We start from the raw sequence: 15341 nt of genomic DNA, 5'->3' as shown, positions 1-15341 counted from the left end.
GATGTAGCTCAGTTGGTAGAGCACCTGACTTGTAATCAGGGGGTCGCGAGTTCGATTCCTGCCGTCGGCACCAAGATCCGAAAAGCCCAGCCTAGTGCTGGGCTTTTTCCGTTTCTGTGCTGCAATTTTGGTGGTCTAAGCCAAATACCCCATTAGGTATTGTCCGGGGTGCGTTATCTATCTAGCGCTGATGCGCCATACCCCGGTTATTGGGGTTTGAATGGCGCGGCATCTTTGCTGCGCAAATAGCGCCAGTTCAGTTCTTCATACAGGCCTTGCCGGCGTAGCTTGGCCAGCTCCCGATCAAATGCATCTCGCACTGGCGCCTGGCGAAAGGCCAGCCGGTAGTCGGTGGGGGCAAACAGCGCTACTGGGCAAATCGGCCCTGTGGGCTGCACGCCCGCTTCAAAATGCCGGAAGATGTTGATATCGCTAATCACGACATCCAGATGGCCAATCGCCAGCATCCGGTTTAGTAGTTTCTGATCGGCCAATTCCTGATAGCGCAGACGGTTTTCTGCGACTTGAGCCAGCTCCGGCCCCAGAAAACGGCTCGCCCCGTGAAACGCCCCCACCTGATAGCGGCTTAGCGCGGCTATGTCAGGTAGCTTGACCTGATTGGCGCAGCGACTAATGGCCATGTTCTGGTAGCGAATATAGGGCTGGGAAAGATAGTTACCGCTCAGGCTGATCACGGCATCAAGCTCGCCGCGCTCGAGCAGGGTTTGGGCGCGTTTATTGGGCATGTGCTGCACATCCAGCGTATAGCCGGCGGCCAGCAGAGGGCGGGTAATCAGCTCGTATTCGATGCCGTTTTGCGCTTCCATCGACACATAGGGCATTTTGCTGATCCCCATCGCCACCCGCAGTGGCTCAGCGGCGTGGCTGGCCGCCAAACCGCTGAAGTAGCAAATCAGTAGCCAGCTACGACTCAGCATATTCCCCTCCGGTACCTGCCGACAATCTAGACCCGCTCGGTGCGTTTTGCTGTACGGGTTTTCAGTGTGCGGCGCTAAGGGGTGGGTATCTGGCCGCGTGCCTTTCTAATTAAGGCTTTGGGGTAGATACCCGGTGACTGTTTATTCCGCCTGCAGCGCTTGGAGTGCGGCAACCACCTCGGCGGCACTGACGCCGTCGGCCAGCCGCAGCGGTGCGTCGGCGGGAATGCTGGCCTCGCGTTTGAGCTGGCCAATCCATTGGCCGGCTTCTTTGCCCTGCGCAAAGCCTTGGCTTTCCAGCAGCAAACGGCCATTGGCATCGCTGAAATTGAAGTAGAACAGCCCATCAGCCAGCCGGTATTGCTTAAACAGCGGCAAGGCCACTTTGGTTTTGGCGGCTTTGGCGGCCGGCTGGGCAATGGCCACCATGCGGCGCAAGCCGACGGCTTCGCGTAGCTCTTGGATGAAAGGGGTGGCGGTGGCACGGGCTTTGGCTGCACCGGCTTGCAGCAATTCTTCGATGCGTTCTGGGTGGGCCATCAGCTCGGCATAGCGCTCGCGCATTGGGCCCACGTGGGCTTCGATCAGCTCCACCAGTTGCTTCTTGGCGTCGCCCCAGCCCAGGCCCGCAACCAGATCGGCGCGGAACTGTTTGGCCTGCTCGGCGCTGGCAAACGCTTCGTAAATGGTGACCAGATGGCAATCTGGGTCTTTCGGCTCGCCCGGCAGCAGGCTGTTGGTAACAATGCGGGCAACGGCGTCTTTCAGCCCTTTCGGCCCGCCTTCAAACAGTGGAATGGTGTTGTCGTACGACTTGCTCATCTTGCGGCCATCCAGCCCCGGCAGGGTGGCCACGTGTTCTTCGATGTGCGCTTCGGGCAGCACAAACAGCTCTTTGCCGGCGCCAAAGAGATGATTAAAGCGCGCGGCCACATCGCGGGCCATTTCGATGTGCTGAATCTGATCGCGCCCTACTGGTACCAAGTGCGGATTAAACAGCAGAATATCGGCCGCCATCAGGATCGGGTAGCAAAAGAGCCCCATTGTCACGCCATGATCCAGATCTTCGCCAGCGGCTTCGTTGGCATCGGTGCTGGCTTTGTAGGCGTGGGCCCGGTTCATCTGGCCTTTGGCGGTAACACAGGTCAGCAGCCAATTGAGCTCGCTGACTTCCGGGATATCCGATTGGCGATAGAACGTAACGCGCTCGGTATCCAGCCCGGCGGCTAGCCAGGTAGCGGCGATTTCGAGGCGCGAGCGTTCGATGCGGGCAGGATCGTCACATTTGATAAGGGCGTGGTAATCGGCAAGGAAAAAGAAACCATCGGTGTTGGGATTGCGGCTGGCCTCAATGGCCGGGCGAATCGCGCCCACATAGTTGCCCAGATGCGGGGTGCCGGTGGTGGTAATGCCGGTTAAAACACGGGTGCTGCGCATGATGTGAGTTTCCTGCAAGACAATCAATTCAAGCCGGCAAGTCTAGCAGCACCGCTGCAGCGTGTGTGTGTTTTGGCGCAAGAATTGGCCGGCGGGCGTGGTTTTTCTGCTAGGCTGGCGGCAGCTGTGCCCGTAACGGGTTTTTCCGGTTGGTATTCATGTCTCGCTCCACTACCCCCAAGCCCCGTTCGCGGGCTCCACTGCCTACCCGCTCTGCACCCAAAGGGCAGTTGCATCCGCGTAATCCGCATCAAGGGCGCTATGACTTTGCCGCGCTCACCGCCTGCCTACCCGAGCTCGCCGCGCTGGTACGCACCAATCCGCGCGGGGAGCCGACCATAGATTTTGCCGACCCGAATGCTGTAAAGACCCTCAACCGCGCCTTGCTGGCGCTGTATTACGGGGTTGGCGAATGGGATATCCCCTCGGGGTATCTGTGCCCACCCATTCCTGGTCGCGCTGACTACATCCATACCCTGGCTGATCTATTGCTGGATTCTGCTGGCAAGCCGCAACGCGGCCCAACGGTGCGGGTGCTGGATGTCGGCGCAGGGGCCAATGCCATTTATCCCCTCTTAGGGCGCGTGAGCTATGGCTGGTCGTTTGTCGGCGCAGATATCGATCGCGCGGCGCTCAGTAATGCGGCGCGCATCTTTGCCGCGAATCCGGTGCTGGCGGATGGTTTAGCCACCCGCTGGCAACGTGAGCCCAAGCAGATCTTTCGGGGCGTGATTGAACCGGGCGAGTATTTTGCCTTTACCCTCTGCAACCCGCCGTTTCACCGCAATGCCGCCGAAGCCAATGCCGGGACGGCGCGCAAAGTGCGCAATTTGGGGCAGGCTACGGCGGGCGCCGCGCCGCTGAATTTTGCCGGCCAGAGTAATGAGCTGTGGTGCGCCGGGGGCGAGCTGGCTTTTATTGGCCGGATGATCGAAGAGAGCCGGCAATTTGCCCGCCAAGTGGGCTGGTTTACCACGCTGGTGGCAAAAAGCGAGCATTTACCGGCCCTGCAGCGCGCGCTGCATGGCGCGGCCGAAGTCAGGGTGTTGCCAATGAGTCAGGGGCAAAAAGTCAGCCGTTTGCTGGCTTGGCGTTGGCCGCAGGACAAAATGTAAGATTCGGATGATTTATTTGCAAATCGGCTGGCAAAAGTGCGCCATATCGCCTTAGATGGATAAACCAGTTCACTGAATCCACGAAGGTGCCGTATGCAATTCAATGAAGTTCTGCCACAACATTTCAGCACCATTTCGCGCGACCCCTTTCCCCATGTGCTGATCGAGCGGGCGCTGCTACAGATGGCCGAGGGACGGATGGATGGGCCAAAGTTTCGCAATCAGGTCTTGCATGCCGCCGGCTGGAAGCACAGCAACCTGACCTCGTTTGGCAAATATCCGGAAGAAGCCGCCCGCGCTTTTAATCGTTTGCGCGAAGTGCTGATCGAGCATGAATCGCCCGAGACGATTCTAACTGCGCTAGGCACTAGCGATAGCGTATAAGGCGGTAGCCCTTACCCAATGCGCGTTACGCAGCAATACCTTGGCGGGTATCGCTGCGTTTTTTTACGCCAAGGCCGCGCTATTGCAGTTGATTGATTTCGCGTCCAGGGATGGGCAGATGGCCGCCAATGGCTTCATCGGCGAGCGCGAGTGGGCTCCAGGCTTCGGCGGTTTGTTCATCCAGCAGTAGGTCGCTGCGCTCGGGGCTGGTGATTTGCATAATGCCGCAGATTTTCCAGCCCTCATTCACCCAGCGCAGCTGGTAGCCGGTTTCGTGTACCCAGTAATGACGATCTTCACGCGCCACATACCAGCGCAATTGCACGGTAGCATGATCGCTGCCCACCATCACTTGCTCTAGTACCTTGTAGCGTGCACTGCGAAAGCCTTGCTGGTAGTACCACATGAACAGCGCTTCGGTGGTTTGTCGCAGCGGCTCGAATTCGCTCCAGTGGGTGATATCGCCTTGCACATTGGTGGTAAATGGCATCACAAAGGTGGCGCAGGTGGCCTCCACATTCAAGGCCGAGTAGGCCAGCCCAAATGCTTCAAAAAAATCCTGCAACGCGGCTTTCCGATCCATACGCACACCTAGGGTTATTGCTTAGTACTGCTTATCTTACGTTAAAGATTTCTTAATAATTACTTTTTTCTGATGAATGTCGCACGCTTGTTGCGTTTGCTGCGCAGCAAGCCGGCTCGTTAAAATGCAGCTCTCGCAATAGCCTTGCCAAGGTGTGCTCAGCATGAAAATCACGGTTTTGTTTCCCACTGCCACCGAGGCGCAATTTTTTGCCGATTCTCGGGTGGACGTCGCGATATGCGGGGTGGGCCATAGTGCGGCAGCGGCCAATACGCTGCGGGCGATTATGCGCGCACAGCCCGATTGCCTGATTTTGGCGGGGATTGCCGGGGTGTACCCGGGCTCGGCCCTGCATCTGGGCGAAGTGGCGCTGGTGCAGAGTGAATGTGAGGCCGACTTGGGCTTTTTTACCCCGCAAGGCTTTGTGCAGTTGGCCGATCTGCCCTTGGAAATGGATTTCACCCGTATGTCTCGCTGGGTGTCGCCGCATCAGCCGCCGCAGCCGCGCTGGCCTTTGGCGCACAGTAATTCCCTCAATGCCGCGATGGCGCCGTTTGTGAACACGAGCGGGGTTGATTTAGAAAACATGGAAGGCGCGGCATTTTTTCAGGTTTGCTTGGCAGAGCAGGTGCGGTTTTTTGAGCTGCGGGCGGTATCCAATCCCGTCGCGATCAGTGACGAGGCCTGGGATTTTGCTGGCTCGATCCAGGCTTTGACCGGCGCAGTCACTCAGCTAGTGGATGATTTACTGGCTGAGGCCAGCCAGTGAGCGAGTGTAGCCGCTGCGGGGCGGAGTTTAGCTGTGGGGCCGTGGCGGGGCAGCCATGCTGGTGCCAGCAATATCCACCGGTGCTGGCGGTGCCCAGCGCAGCGGCACGCTGTTGGTGCCCCGCCTGTTTGGCGGCCGAGCTGGCCACCCGCTCGCCCGTGCCGCTTAGCGCAGCGCCTGATACAGATTAAACACGCTTAGCGCAGAAATCAGCGTACCCACCAGCCAGAGCAGACTGCGGGCAGGCAGCTTGTGGCATAGCCAAGCGGCAAATGGCGCGGCAAACAGGCCACCCACGATCAGGCCGGCCACCAGCAGCCAGTGATCCATCTCGGCCCACAGCAAAAATGCGCCAGCCGTGCTAAAGGCAATGAAAAACTCGGCGGCATTTACGGTGCCGATGGTGCGGCGCGGATCATTGCCACGGCCCACCAGGGTGCTGGTTACAACCGGCCCCCAGCCGCCACCCCCAACCGCATCAACAAAGCCGCCTAGCAGCGCCAGTTTGCTCACATGACGGATTTCGCCGGAGCTGGCTTTCGGCTTGGCCGCTAGCCATGCTTTGCGCAGGATATACAGCCCCATCAGCAGCAAATAAGCCGCAATAAAAGGCTTGATGGCTTTGCCATCAATACTGGTGAGCAGGTAGGCGCCAAATATGCCGCCCAGTACGCCGGGGATGACCAGCCGCTTAAACAGCGCCCGATCGATATTGCCAAATTTAAGGTGCGACAGCCCGGAAAATCCGGTGGTGAAGACTTCGGCCACATGCACGGCCGCCGAGGCCGAGGCAGGCGTGGCACCAATGCCGATCAAAAATGTATTGGAGCTAATCCCATAAGCCATGCCCAGCGCGCCATCGATGGCCTGGGCGGCAAAGCCAACTCCTACCGCCGCCCAGAACATGGGCGAGGTCAGTACCCGCTCGGCACCGCTGGCAAAGCTGGTTTGCCAGCCTAATTCGGCGTGCTGCAGGGTGTAGCCGATCAGGCTCACGAGAATCAGTAAAGCCAGACCAAGGTAGCGCTTACGCTGCCAGAAGCGGCGCTCTACTTCGATGGCGGTATCCAGCGGCGGTAGGCCGAGTGCGGCGTGTTCGCGGTTTTCGGCGGTATCGCGTAGATCGGGGTGGCGGATTTTCATGGCTAGGGCTCGCAAAGCAATGCTGCGCAGTATAGCCAGAGTCTTTAGATGGAATTAGACGGATTGGTTATGTCGATATAACCGAAAGATGATTAGTCAAAGCACTTGAACTGTTCGTAGCTCACCCGCATCAGCACATATTTGCGCGACTTGATTTGGACGTTATAGGTATCGGCGCTTAAACCTGGGGCGCGAAACAAATCACCATGCAAATGGCTTAAGAGGATGCCGTTGCTCAGGCGGAAATCTCGCCCGTGCAAGGCTTTACAGCTGGCCTGCGCAACGGCAGGCAGAGTGAGCAGAAGGAGGGTCAATAGAGCGGCGCGCATACCCCGATAATGCCGCAGGGGCGGAGGCTATGCCGTGACATAGTACCCGCCCCTGCCGGGAAGATTACCGCTGGCGTGGCTTAGTTTACACCGTGCATGCGTTTTTGCAGCTGGCCGGTGGTCAGCAGCAGCAGCGCCCCGGCGGTGAACGACATAATCACAAACAGCATAAAGAAATCATTCAGCGAGTGAATTTCCCAACCCAAAAAGCTCGGTGCGGCTTTGCCGGCTTCTGGATAGAACCCAGCCAGTACACCGGCAAACCAGTTCGCGGCGGCGGTGGAGAGAAACCACACTCCCATCAGCAGCGAGGCAAATTTGGCTGGGGCAAGTTTATTGACCAAAGACAGGCCAATCGGTGACAGGCACAGCTCACCCATCGAATGCAGCCAGTACATCGCAACCAACCAAAACAGTGAAATTTTAACCCCCGGCCCGACCTGATCAACCGCTTGCGCAATCACCAGAAAACCCGCAGCCAGCAGCAACAGACCATAGGCCATTTTGGTCGGCGAGGCCGGCTCGCGATCGTGTTTGGCTAGCTTCACCCACAGCTGCGCCAGCAAAGGCGCAAACAGCAGGACAAACACCGGGTTCAGCGATTGGAACCATGAGGTGGGAACGGTCCAGCCCATAATCTCGCGGTCCAGGCTTTCATTGGCAAAGAAAGTCAGTGATACCCCAGCCTGCTCAAATGCGGCCCAGAAAAAGATCACAAAGAAGGAAATAACCCCGATCACCAGCATCCGGTCGTAGTCGGCGCGGGTGAGTGGCTCTTGATGATTGGCGGTTTGTGTTTGGCTGCGTTGGGCTGGCGCCATCCCAATTGCGTGGCCTTCCGGGTCGCGCAGATAGCGATTTTGCAGCAGACCAAAGATCAGCAGGCTCAGCAGCATCCCGGTGCCGGCGGCGAAAAAGCCCCAGCGGAAATCCGCCGGATTGCCCGTGTCGCCCAGCGTGCCGCAAATCAGCGGTGCCATAAACGAGCCCAGATTAATCCCCATATAAAAAATGGTGTAGGCCGCGTCTTTGCGCTGATCTTGCGCGCTATACAGCTGGCCGACCATGGTGGAAATATTGGGTTTAAAGAGGCCATTGCCCAGAATAATCAGCCCCAAGCCCAGGTAAAACAGCGGGATGGCGAGATTGAGCTGCTGGTAAACGCTACCGGCAGCAAACAGCGAAAACTGGCCGGCGGCCATTAAAATCCCCCCCACCATAATCGAGCGGCGGTTTCCCCAGAAACGGTCGGCGATATAGCCACCGATCAGTGGGGTGAGAAAAACCAGCCCGGTGTATTGGCCATACAGGGCGGCGGTGAAGTGTTTGTCGAACGAGAGGGCCGACAGCATAAAGAGCGTTAACAGGGCACGATTGCCATAGTAGGAAAAACGCTCCCACATTTCGGTGGCAAACAAAAGATAAAGCCCGCGGGGGTGTGCTTTCAGCATGGTTAACCTGCTTTCCGGCCAGCGCCGGCGCGTGGATGAAAAGAACGATCGCTATTGCAACCTTGTGTAATAGCGTACGGGGTGGATGTACAGCTGGTGAAGTAACAATGACACGTTCATCAGCGGCAAAAATGACAACAGGGTGATCGCTCACCCTGTTGAGAATGCTGCATCTTGCTACCTTACAAGGGTATTGTCAGCTGGGGATTGTCAGTACGCCCTGTAGGGTTAATACCCGGCGGGGGTATTAATGGGCATGCACCAATGGGCTGATTTCCTTTGGCCGTGCTTGCAGCAGCGCATGATGCACGGCGTCGTCTTGCAGGCCGCGCCAGAAGATATGTGCGCCAATGGCATTGGTGTGGTCATTGATCTGTTGCCATACATTCACCGCCTCGGCGGCCAGCTCAAACATCACAATCGATTTATGCGCTTCAATCGCTTCGGCTACGGTGTTCATGCCGATGTCTTTCAGATAGGTCACCAAGGTGCTGCGCCCTTTGCTGGTCCGTTCGTCGGTGACGTCGTACAGCAGCACCAAGATGGTATCGCTGATTTGTTCCGAGGCCAGCCGGACAAAATCGATACGGGAAGAAATGGTAATACGGCCATGCGGCTGGGTCATGATGTTCTCCTGGCAGAAAGGGCAAGCTCTGAGGGCTGCCTCTCTTTTGGTGTAGCAGGCCACCCGCCAGCTGACTACCCCAGGGGCGGCTTTTTCTTGCGCTGGGCGATGACAATTGTTGACAGTCGTGGGCGGCGAGCTTGGTTAACATCTTGGGTATAAACAGAAAAAACTGGAAATGAACCCATGCGTACCTGGCTCGATAAATTACTGGCGGGTGATGATGAACCGTTGCAAGGCCCGCAAACTGTGGCCCCCGTGCGCCCTGCGCGCGATCCGTGGGGGGATGAGCGCGCGGTAGATGTGCGCGAGCTGAGCCGCGAGGAATTTGTGGCCCAATTATGCCGGCTGATGGCGCGGCTGGCGCCCGATAGCCCGCTGCGCGCCTGCTATGAGCGGATGCTATTGCAGCTGCGCCCGCTGGCGCAGGCTAGCGTCAAGCCCCCATTGACCTTGGTGCCGCTGGACTAATTACACAGAAAAGCCATCATCGCTGCGGTATGCTGAAAGCATCGTCATTACTGAGTCTGACTCATGCTGGGAAGCACCCTGATTATTTTGCTGCTGATTAGCTGCAGCGCGTTTTTTTCGGTGGCCGAAATTTCACTGGCCGCCAGTCGTAAAGTCAAACTGGAGCAAATGCGCGATGAGGGCGACCCACGCGCCGCGCAAGTGCTTGAGCTCTTGGCCCAACCCGGGCACTTTTTTACCGCGGTACAGATCGGCGTGAACGCCGTCGCGATTTTGGCCGGTGTCTTGGGTGAGAGCGTGTATTCGGCCACCTTCACCCGCTGGTTCGGGCAGTTTTTACCCGCAGAGCAGGCGCAAACCTTCGGCTCGCTGGGGGCCTTTTTGCTGGTCACCGCCGGCTTTGTACTGCTGGCCGATTTGCTGCCCAAACGCATCGGCATGGTGATTTCCGAGCAAATGGCGGTGCGGGTGGTACGGCCCATTTTATGGTGTGTCTGGCTCTTGCGGCCGCTGATTATCATTTTTGATGGCTTAGCCAACCGGGTGATGGGTTTGCTGGGTTTACCGGCCGCGCGCGGCAATGACATTACCGCCGATGATATTCTGGCCATGGCGGCGGCAGGCGCCAAAACCGGCCGGGTGGCGGCGCAAGAGCAGCAGCTGATCGAAAACGTGTTCGAACTGGAAGAGCGCACCGCGCCATCGACCATGACCGTGCGCGACAGCATTATCTGGTTTGACCGCCAGGACAGCGAAGAAACCATCAAGCGCAAACTCTTGAGTTATCCGCATGATAAATACCCGGTGTGTCTGGGGCAGATTGACCAGATTCTGGGCTATGTCGATTCGCGCGATATCTTGCAGCGCCTCCTGGAAGGCCAGCCCATTACCCTGCGCGGCGATGGTTTGCTGCGCAATGTGCTGGTGCTGCCCGAGGCACTGTCGCTGGCCGAAATCCTGACCCAGCTGCGCGCCGCCAAAGAAGACTTTGCCGTCATCATCAATGAATATGCACTGGTGGTGGGGCTGATTACCCTCAATGATGTCACCGGCGCCATCATGGGCGATCAGCGCGTGGCGCTGGATGAAGAGCTGATCGTGCAGCGTGATCAGCACTCTTGGCTAGTGGATGGGGTGACCGCGATTGGCGATCTGGAACGGGTGTTGATGATCGATTTTCCTGATGACGAGCAATACGAAACCATCGCCGGTTTTATGATGTATATGCTGCGCAAAGTGCCCAAGCGCACCGATGCGGTTGAGCATGCCGGGTTTAAATTCGAGGTGGTCGATATCGATCAGCACCGCATTGACCAGCTCTTGGTCACTCGCCTGGATCCGCGGCAGTCTTGATGAGCTAGCCCCTGATACATCCAAGTAGTATGCCCTTGTAATCTTTAATCTGATTGGCTTCTGTTAAGATACCCTGCCAACCTCATCAGGAGTACGCGATGCCAAGACCGATGAATGCGCGCCAAGAGCTGGGCCTCTTGCTGGTGCTGATGCTGGTGATGTTTACCTGCATTGCCGACTTCATGATCATGATGCCGCTGGCGTCCTACCTGATGGCCGAGCTGAAAATCAGTACCGCGCAGTTTGGTTTGCTGGTTTCGGCCTATTCGCTGGCCGCGGGGGCCTCGTCGTTGCTGGCCTCGTCGCAGGCCGATCGGTTCGATCGTCGCCATAGCTTGCTGGGTTGCTATGCCGGGCTGATTGTGGCCACGCTGGCCTGCGGTTTGGCAACTGACTTTCACTGGCTCTTGTTGGCGCGAGTGCTGGCCGGGATTTTTGGTGGGGTGCTCGGCTCGATCTGTATGGCCATTGTGGGCGATGTGATTCCGCCCGAGCGGCGCGGGCAGGCCATGAGCTGGGTGATGCTGGGCTTTTCACTTTCGGCCGTTGCTGGCGTGCCGCTGGGCCTGTGGCTGGCGGCGCACGCCGGTTGGCGTTTGCCGTTTTATGCGCTGGCGGGGATTTGTGTGGTGGTGTTGCTGGCGGCGCTGGTGTGGGTGCCGCCGGTGCGCGGTCATCTGGCCCGGCTCGACCCGAATGCCAACTGGCTGGATAACTACCGTGAGCTGTTGGCCGATACCAATCACTGGTGGGCCGTGGGGCTCACCGCGATGCTGATGGTGTCCGGCTTTCTGGTGATCCCCTTTATCGCGCCCACGATGATTGCCAATAGCGGTATCGCGCAAAGCGAGCTGATGTTTGTGTATCTGGTGGGCGGCGCGGGCACGATTTTCAGCCGCCCGCTGATTGGTCGCCTGAGTGATCGCTACCCCAAGCGGCATGTGGTGGCCGCGTTAATTGTGCTGAGCTTTTTGCCGATTGTGCTGGTGACGCAATCTTTCCATGCGCCACTGGGCTGGCATCTGGCAATTAGCCTGCTGTTTTTTGTGTTTGTCAGCGGGCGCTTTATCCCGGCCACGGCGCTGGTTACCGGCGCCACCCGGCCGCATTTACGCGGCCGGCTGATGGCGTTTAATTCGGCCGTGCAAAATTTCGCTTCGGGCTGCGCTTCGCTACTGGCCGGGCTGATTATTACCCAGCAGCCCAATGGCTATCTGGCCCACTACGGCTGGGTGGGGCTGCTGAGCTGTCTGGCCGGGCTGGTGGGCATCTGGATCGCGGCGCGGATTAAAGCGGTGTCATAGCGTGGCTAAGCTGCGCCTGCGCATAGTGCTTGGCGGTGGCATAGCCCGTTTGATACAGGCGGCTGAGGTTGCTGCGCGACCAGTCAAACACATCCGGTAAGTCTTGCGGCGCAATCGCTTCCAGCAGCGGCACCTTATGCAGGCGAATCTGCCCGTGCGGGTTGTGTAGTGCTTCAAACAGCTTCACATCATCACGGGCGATTTCCACCAGCGGGGTGATAATCGACATCACCCACGCATCGTACAAATCGCGCGGCTGGCGCAATAGCTGCTCGGCGCCGAGTAAATCAAAAATCACAATCTCATCAATGCCACCCGGGTAGTGCTCGATCAGCGCTTTGAAATTCAGGCAATCAATTGCCGCGCCCTCGATGTAAAAATCATCCCCCAGCTGGGTCGGCGGATAAATCAGCGGAAAGGACAGCGCCGCCTGCAGGCGCGGTGGGTCGATTTCCATCTGCGACCAGTTTTCCATCCGCCGCTGGCTCAGGTTGTAGGCATTGATCCACAGGGCGGTGGGGCTCTTAGCCAGCTGGCTAAAATCGATCAGCTGCTCGGCGAAGGGCACATGGGCGCACAGGCCCAGCGAATTGGGCGTGAGATCGCTGGGGCAGGCACTGGCGAGCATGAGGTTGGCGCTGTCTTTGGCTAGCTGGCTCAGCGGATCGCTGGCCGGCCAATGCTGGGCGGCTTGCACGAATGGGTTGCTGCTCAAGAGCGAGCGATACCACGCCGCCATTGGGCCGGGTTTGTTAAAGACTTTGAAATTGACCGGAAACGCACGGTATAGCCAGTCGGCAATGCCCATTTCCTGTAGCCCGCGCAGGGTGCTGACCGGGTCGCCGTTTTTCGGCGCCGTGTACATCAGGCCCAATAGCGCGCCCGCGCCGGCCATCGAAATCACGTCAAATTGCAGCCCCAGCTCATAAAAGGCTTCCAGTGCCCCTGCCACCAGCGTGGCATTGGGCGCACCGCCGCTGATGATCAGGGCACGTTTGGCATGGGGGGCTGACATGATGTTCTCCGCGAGCAAAAAGCTGACTGTAAGCCTATGTGCTGCGATGCACAAATGAAATCCGTGTGAAGTAGTGCTATTGGGCTTGGGTATAGGCTGCTGCGCTTTTGCCTATATGGCTTATGGCTGGATACCCATTGATTTTTGGTGGATGAAATCCACCCGTGTTGATTCGTGCCGTGCCGATGGATCGAGGGTTTTAATTCCCCTTGCCCCCATCGCCGAAGGGGCAAAAAACGATGAACCCAAATTGGACGTATTGCCAGCCTACTTGGCCGCTGCGGGCCGGAACCAGGCCAGGCCACGCGCATCCAGCGCCTTACACCAGCTCGCCAGCGCCGCTTCGGCTTGCTCGGCCGGCCCGCTAAAACTGAATTCGATATGCGGGCTAGGGTGGCGCGCATTGCCAAAGCTGGGCAGGCTGCTAAAGCCCAGCGCCGGATATTGCCGCACCCATTCTTCCATCAGGGTAATCAGATCGCCCTCGCGCGCATCGGGCACGATCACGCTACACACGGTGGCCAGCTCGCCATCGCTAAAATGCGAGCTCAGCACCCATTCCAGCATCGGCCAGGCCATGCTGGGAAAACCCGGCAGCAAGGCATGCTGGCAAAACCACGCTCCGGCAACCTGATTGACCGGATTGGGAATCAGGCTGCTGCCAGCCGGAAACTCGGCCATGCGGATGCGATGCGGGTAGGCGTCGCTGCCAAAGCGCGCCTCGATCAGCGCTACTGCTTCAGGTTGCGGGCTGAGCGCTACGCCAGCGGCGCGTGCCAGCGCCGCGCGGGTGTGATCGTCGGGGGTGGCGCCAATGCCGCCAAAGCTGATCACATTGGCCCCAGCGGCCAGCGTGGCGGCAAAGGCCGCCTCGATCACAGCCGGATCATCGGGCAAATAGCGCGCGCCCACCAGCTGATGGCCATGGCGCTGGAGCGCCTGTAGCCCCTGAGTAAAATGTTGATCTTGGCGACGGCCGCTGAGGATTTCATCCCCAATGATGAAAAACTGAAACTGTGCCATGGCTTGCTCCCGGATTGATGCGGCTTATTCTGCGATGCGCGCGGCGCGGCGGCAAGCACAGCGATGGCGGCTTGGGGTAGGATGTCGGTTTTGCTTCGCCCACCAAGGACGCCCCATGGAACCCCGCATTTTGCTGATTCAACTTCACCCGCAGCGCGTGCCAACGCTGAATCTGGAGCAGGCGCGGGCGGCTTTTGCCAAGCTGGCGCAGCACCCGCTGGTGCGTGGCTCGCGGGTCACCGAGGGCGAAGAAGAGGGCCCGTATCTGAATTTTGAATACAAAACCGACGATCTGGCGGCGTTGTGGGATGAGGTGAAAAGCAGTATTTATGATGGCTCGCTGCTGGCTTTTCAGCTGCAGCGTGCCAGCATGGCGATCGCCCAGGGTGATGAGGGCTGGGATGATTATCTGGTGCTGCATCATTTCGATCCGGCCATCGAGCCCGATGAATTTGTTTGAGCCGCACTGCGCCCAGGCGCGCCTTGGCTTGAAAAACCGTCCCGCGCCCATATACATTCCCTAACCGCAGCGGCCTTGTGCCGCTCAGGCTACTGACAAAGTGCTAGAGCAATCTTCTTCAAGTCTCGGCCAAGCCAAGCCTGGGAAATAAGGCTTTCAATCCGCAGCCTTCATGTTCTGTTCCCACCCCTCCCGTTCCCTCCTTGAGGGGAGCCTCGCTACGCGAGCGGGGTTGGTCATCCATCTGAGCGGCCTTATGCCGCTGTTTTTCTATCTACTAAGGAGTATTTTATGGTTCAAGCTACCGCCCGTCACCTGCTGGTGAATACCGAAGCCCAATGTCTGGCGCTGAAAGAGCAAATTCTGGCCGGGGCGGATTTTGCCGCGGTGGCTAGCGAGCATTCTAGCTGCCCATCTAGCGCCCAAGGCGGCTATCTGGGCTCATTTGGCCCAGGCATGATGGTGCCGGAATTCGATAAAGTGGTGTTTAGCGCGCCGCTGAATGAAGTACAAGGCCCGGTGCAAACCCAGTTTGGCTACCACTTGCTGATCGTGGAAACCCGCGGCTAAGCTGTTCTACATGATGGGTATGGATCTGTAGGCTTTTATTTTAAAGGCTTACATGGCTATACCCAGCCCACCTTCCAGTGCTCGGTGTTGCTCAGCTCGCTCCAGTGCACGGTAAAGTGCCGGCGGGTAAACACCGCCTCCAGCGTAATGTCGGTCATGCGCTGGATATTATTCGGGTCGGTCTCGACCCGCACAACAATAAAGTGCTTCTCTTTTTCTTTCGGCTGTACGGCGGTCCATTTGCTGCGTAGCAATTTTTTTGGATGCCAGCGGCGCGTGGGGTGCGGCATGCTAGGGTGTCCTGCAGGTTTTCTCACAAACAACCTGATAGCATGCAGAGATTGCGCCACGATTTCAATATGCTTTCGTAA

The 15341-nt window shown here is 58.2% G+C and carries 19 protein-coding genes; 9 read left to right on the top strand and 10 right to left on the bottom strand.

Translation table 11 applies throughout. The annotated features are described in order from the left end of the window. Positions 1–206: 206 nt before the first annotated feature. Positions 207–938 (bottom strand): ABC transporter substrate-binding protein, encoded by a 732-nt coding sequence (locus L991_RS14620; RefSeq protein ID WP_052190927.1) that lies wholly within the window; start codon positions 936–938, stop codon positions 207–209. Between the two features lie 141 nt (positions 939–1079). Further along, positions 1080–2375, bottom strand: a complete 1296-nt coding sequence (locus L991_RS14615) for a tryptophan--tRNA ligase (protein WP_047396795.1) — start codon at positions 2373–2375, stop codon at positions 1080–1082. 158 nt (positions 2376–2533) lie between these two features. On the opposite strand from L991_RS14615, the gene rlmF reads away from it, so the two are divergent. Together rlmF and L991_RS14605 are read left to right on the top strand one after the other, a co-directional pair. Continuing rightward, positions 2534–3490: a 23S rRNA (adenine(1618)-N(6))-methyltransferase RlmF gene (gene rlmF / locus L991_RS14610; protein WP_081986706.1), complete on the top strand. Its 957-nt coding sequence runs from the start codon at positions 2534–2536 to the stop codon at positions 3488–3490. Positions 3491–3583: 93 nt separating this feature from the next. Beyond that, on the top strand, positions 3584–3874 hold the full coding sequence (locus tag L991_RS14605) for a hypothetical protein (protein ID WP_028450434.1): 291 nt from the start codon (positions 3584–3586) through the stop codon (positions 3872–3874). Between the two features lie 79 nt (positions 3875–3953). Here L991_RS14605 and L991_RS14600 read toward each other — a convergent pair whose 3' ends face one another. Next, the gene (locus tag L991_RS14600; RefSeq protein WP_028450433.1) at positions 3954–4457 is read right to left on the bottom strand and encodes a hypothetical protein; all 504 of its coding nucleotides are present in this window, start codon (positions 4455–4457) and stop codon (positions 3954–3956) included. A gap of 163 nt (positions 4458–4620) precedes the next feature. On the opposite strand from L991_RS14600, the gene L991_RS14595 reads away from it, so the two are divergent. Next, a complete protein-coding gene (locus L991_RS14595) occupies positions 4621–5226 on the top strand; it encodes a purine phosphorylase (protein ID WP_047396794.1) in 606 nt (201 codons plus the stop codon). Beyond that, positions 5223–5417, top strand: coding sequence for a cysteine-rich CWC family protein (locus tag L991_RS18075; RefSeq protein ID WP_081986705.1), 195 nt, complete (start codon positions 5223–5225; stop codon positions 5415–5417). The genes L991_RS14595 and L991_RS18075 overlap by 4 nt, the downstream gene beginning before the upstream one ends. Here L991_RS18075 and L991_RS14590 read toward each other — a convergent pair. From L991_RS14590 to L991_RS14575, 4 genes are all read right to left on the bottom strand, one after another. Further along, complete coding sequence (locus L991_RS14590; RefSeq protein WP_047396793.1) at positions 5392–6369, bottom strand: sulfite exporter TauE/SafE family protein; 978 nt, start codon at positions 6367–6369, stop codon at positions 5392–5394. The two genes, L991_RS18075 and L991_RS14590, sit on opposite strands and share 26 nt — an antisense overlap. A gap of 92 nt (positions 6370–6461) precedes the next feature. After that, positions 6462–6698 carry a hypothetical protein gene (locus L991_RS14585; RefSeq protein WP_047396792.1) on the bottom strand — a complete coding sequence of 79 codons (237 nt, stop codon included), beginning with the start codon at positions 6696–6698 and terminating at the stop codon, positions 6462–6464. An 80-nt stretch (positions 6699–6778) separates the two neighbouring features. Then, on the bottom strand, positions 6779–8149 hold the full coding sequence (locus L991_RS14580) for a peptide MFS transporter (RefSeq protein ID WP_047396791.1): 1371 nt from the start codon (positions 8147–8149) through the stop codon (positions 6779–6781). Between the two features lie 247 nt (positions 8150–8396). Continuing rightward, positions 8397–8774, bottom strand: a complete 378-nt coding sequence (locus L991_RS14575) for a hypothetical protein (protein ID WP_028450428.1) — start codon at positions 8772–8774, stop codon at positions 8397–8399. Between the two features lie 186 nt (positions 8775–8960). On the opposite strand from L991_RS14575, the gene L991_RS14570 reads away from it, so the two are divergent. The 3 genes from L991_RS14570 (at position 8961) to L991_RS14560 (ending at position 11902) form a co-directional block, all read left to right on the top strand. Next, on the top strand, positions 8961–9245 hold the full coding sequence (locus tag L991_RS14570; protein WP_047396790.1) for a hypothetical protein: 285 nt from the start codon (positions 8961–8963) through the stop codon (positions 9243–9245). 63 nt (positions 9246–9308) lie between these two features. Next, positions 9309–10598, top strand: coding sequence for a hemolysin family protein (locus L991_RS14565; protein ID WP_047396789.1), 1290 nt, complete (start codon positions 9309–9311; stop codon positions 10596–10598). Between the two features lie 98 nt (positions 10599–10696). Then, positions 10697–11902 (top strand): MFS transporter, encoded by a 1206-nt coding sequence (locus L991_RS14560; protein WP_081986704.1) that lies wholly within the window; start codon positions 10697–10699, stop codon positions 11900–11902. Here L991_RS14560 and L991_RS14555 read toward each other — a convergent pair. Both L991_RS14555 and L991_RS14550 read right to left on the bottom strand, forming a co-directional pair. Beyond that, positions 11886–12917 (bottom strand): patatin-like phospholipase family protein, encoded by a 1032-nt coding sequence (locus tag L991_RS14555; protein ID WP_047396787.1) that lies wholly within the window; start codon positions 12915–12917, stop codon positions 11886–11888. The two genes, L991_RS14560 and L991_RS14555, sit on opposite strands and share 17 nt — an antisense overlap. A 267-nt stretch (positions 12918–13184) precedes the next feature. Next, on the bottom strand, positions 13185–13940 hold the full coding sequence (locus L991_RS14550; RefSeq protein WP_047396786.1) for a molybdopterin-binding protein: 756 nt from the start codon (positions 13938–13940) through the stop codon (positions 13185–13187). A gap of 115 nt (positions 13941–14055) precedes the next feature. On the opposite strand from L991_RS14550, the gene L991_RS14545 reads away from it, so the two are divergent. Further along, positions 14056–14400 carry a hypothetical protein gene (locus L991_RS14545; RefSeq protein ID WP_028450424.1) on the top strand — a complete coding sequence of 115 codons (345 nt, stop codon included), beginning with the start codon at positions 14056–14058 and terminating at the stop codon, positions 14398–14400. Positions 14401–14691: 291 nt separating this feature from the next. Continuing rightward, positions 14692–14970 carry a peptidylprolyl isomerase gene (locus L991_RS14540; protein WP_028450423.1) on the top strand — a complete coding sequence of 93 codons (279 nt, stop codon included), beginning with the start codon at positions 14692–14694 and terminating at the stop codon, positions 14968–14970. A 56-nt stretch (positions 14971–15026) separates the two neighbouring features. Here L991_RS14540 and L991_RS14535 read toward each other — a convergent pair whose 3' ends face one another. After that, positions 15027–15260 carry a TIGR02450 family Trp-rich protein gene (locus tag L991_RS14535; RefSeq protein ID WP_028450422.1) on the bottom strand — a complete coding sequence of 78 codons (234 nt, stop codon included), beginning with the start codon at positions 15258–15260 and terminating at the stop codon, positions 15027–15029. Positions 15261–15341 lie beyond the last annotated feature (81 nt).

The organism is Chitinibacter sp. ZOR0017, from assembly GCF_000799095.1.
Lineage (GTDB): Bacteria > Pseudomonadota > Gammaproteobacteria > Burkholderiales > Chitinibacteraceae > Chitinibacter > Chitinibacter tainanensis.
The sequence above is the reverse complement of the archived record's forward strand: the minus strand, read 5'-3'. Positions and strand labels throughout refer to the sequence as shown.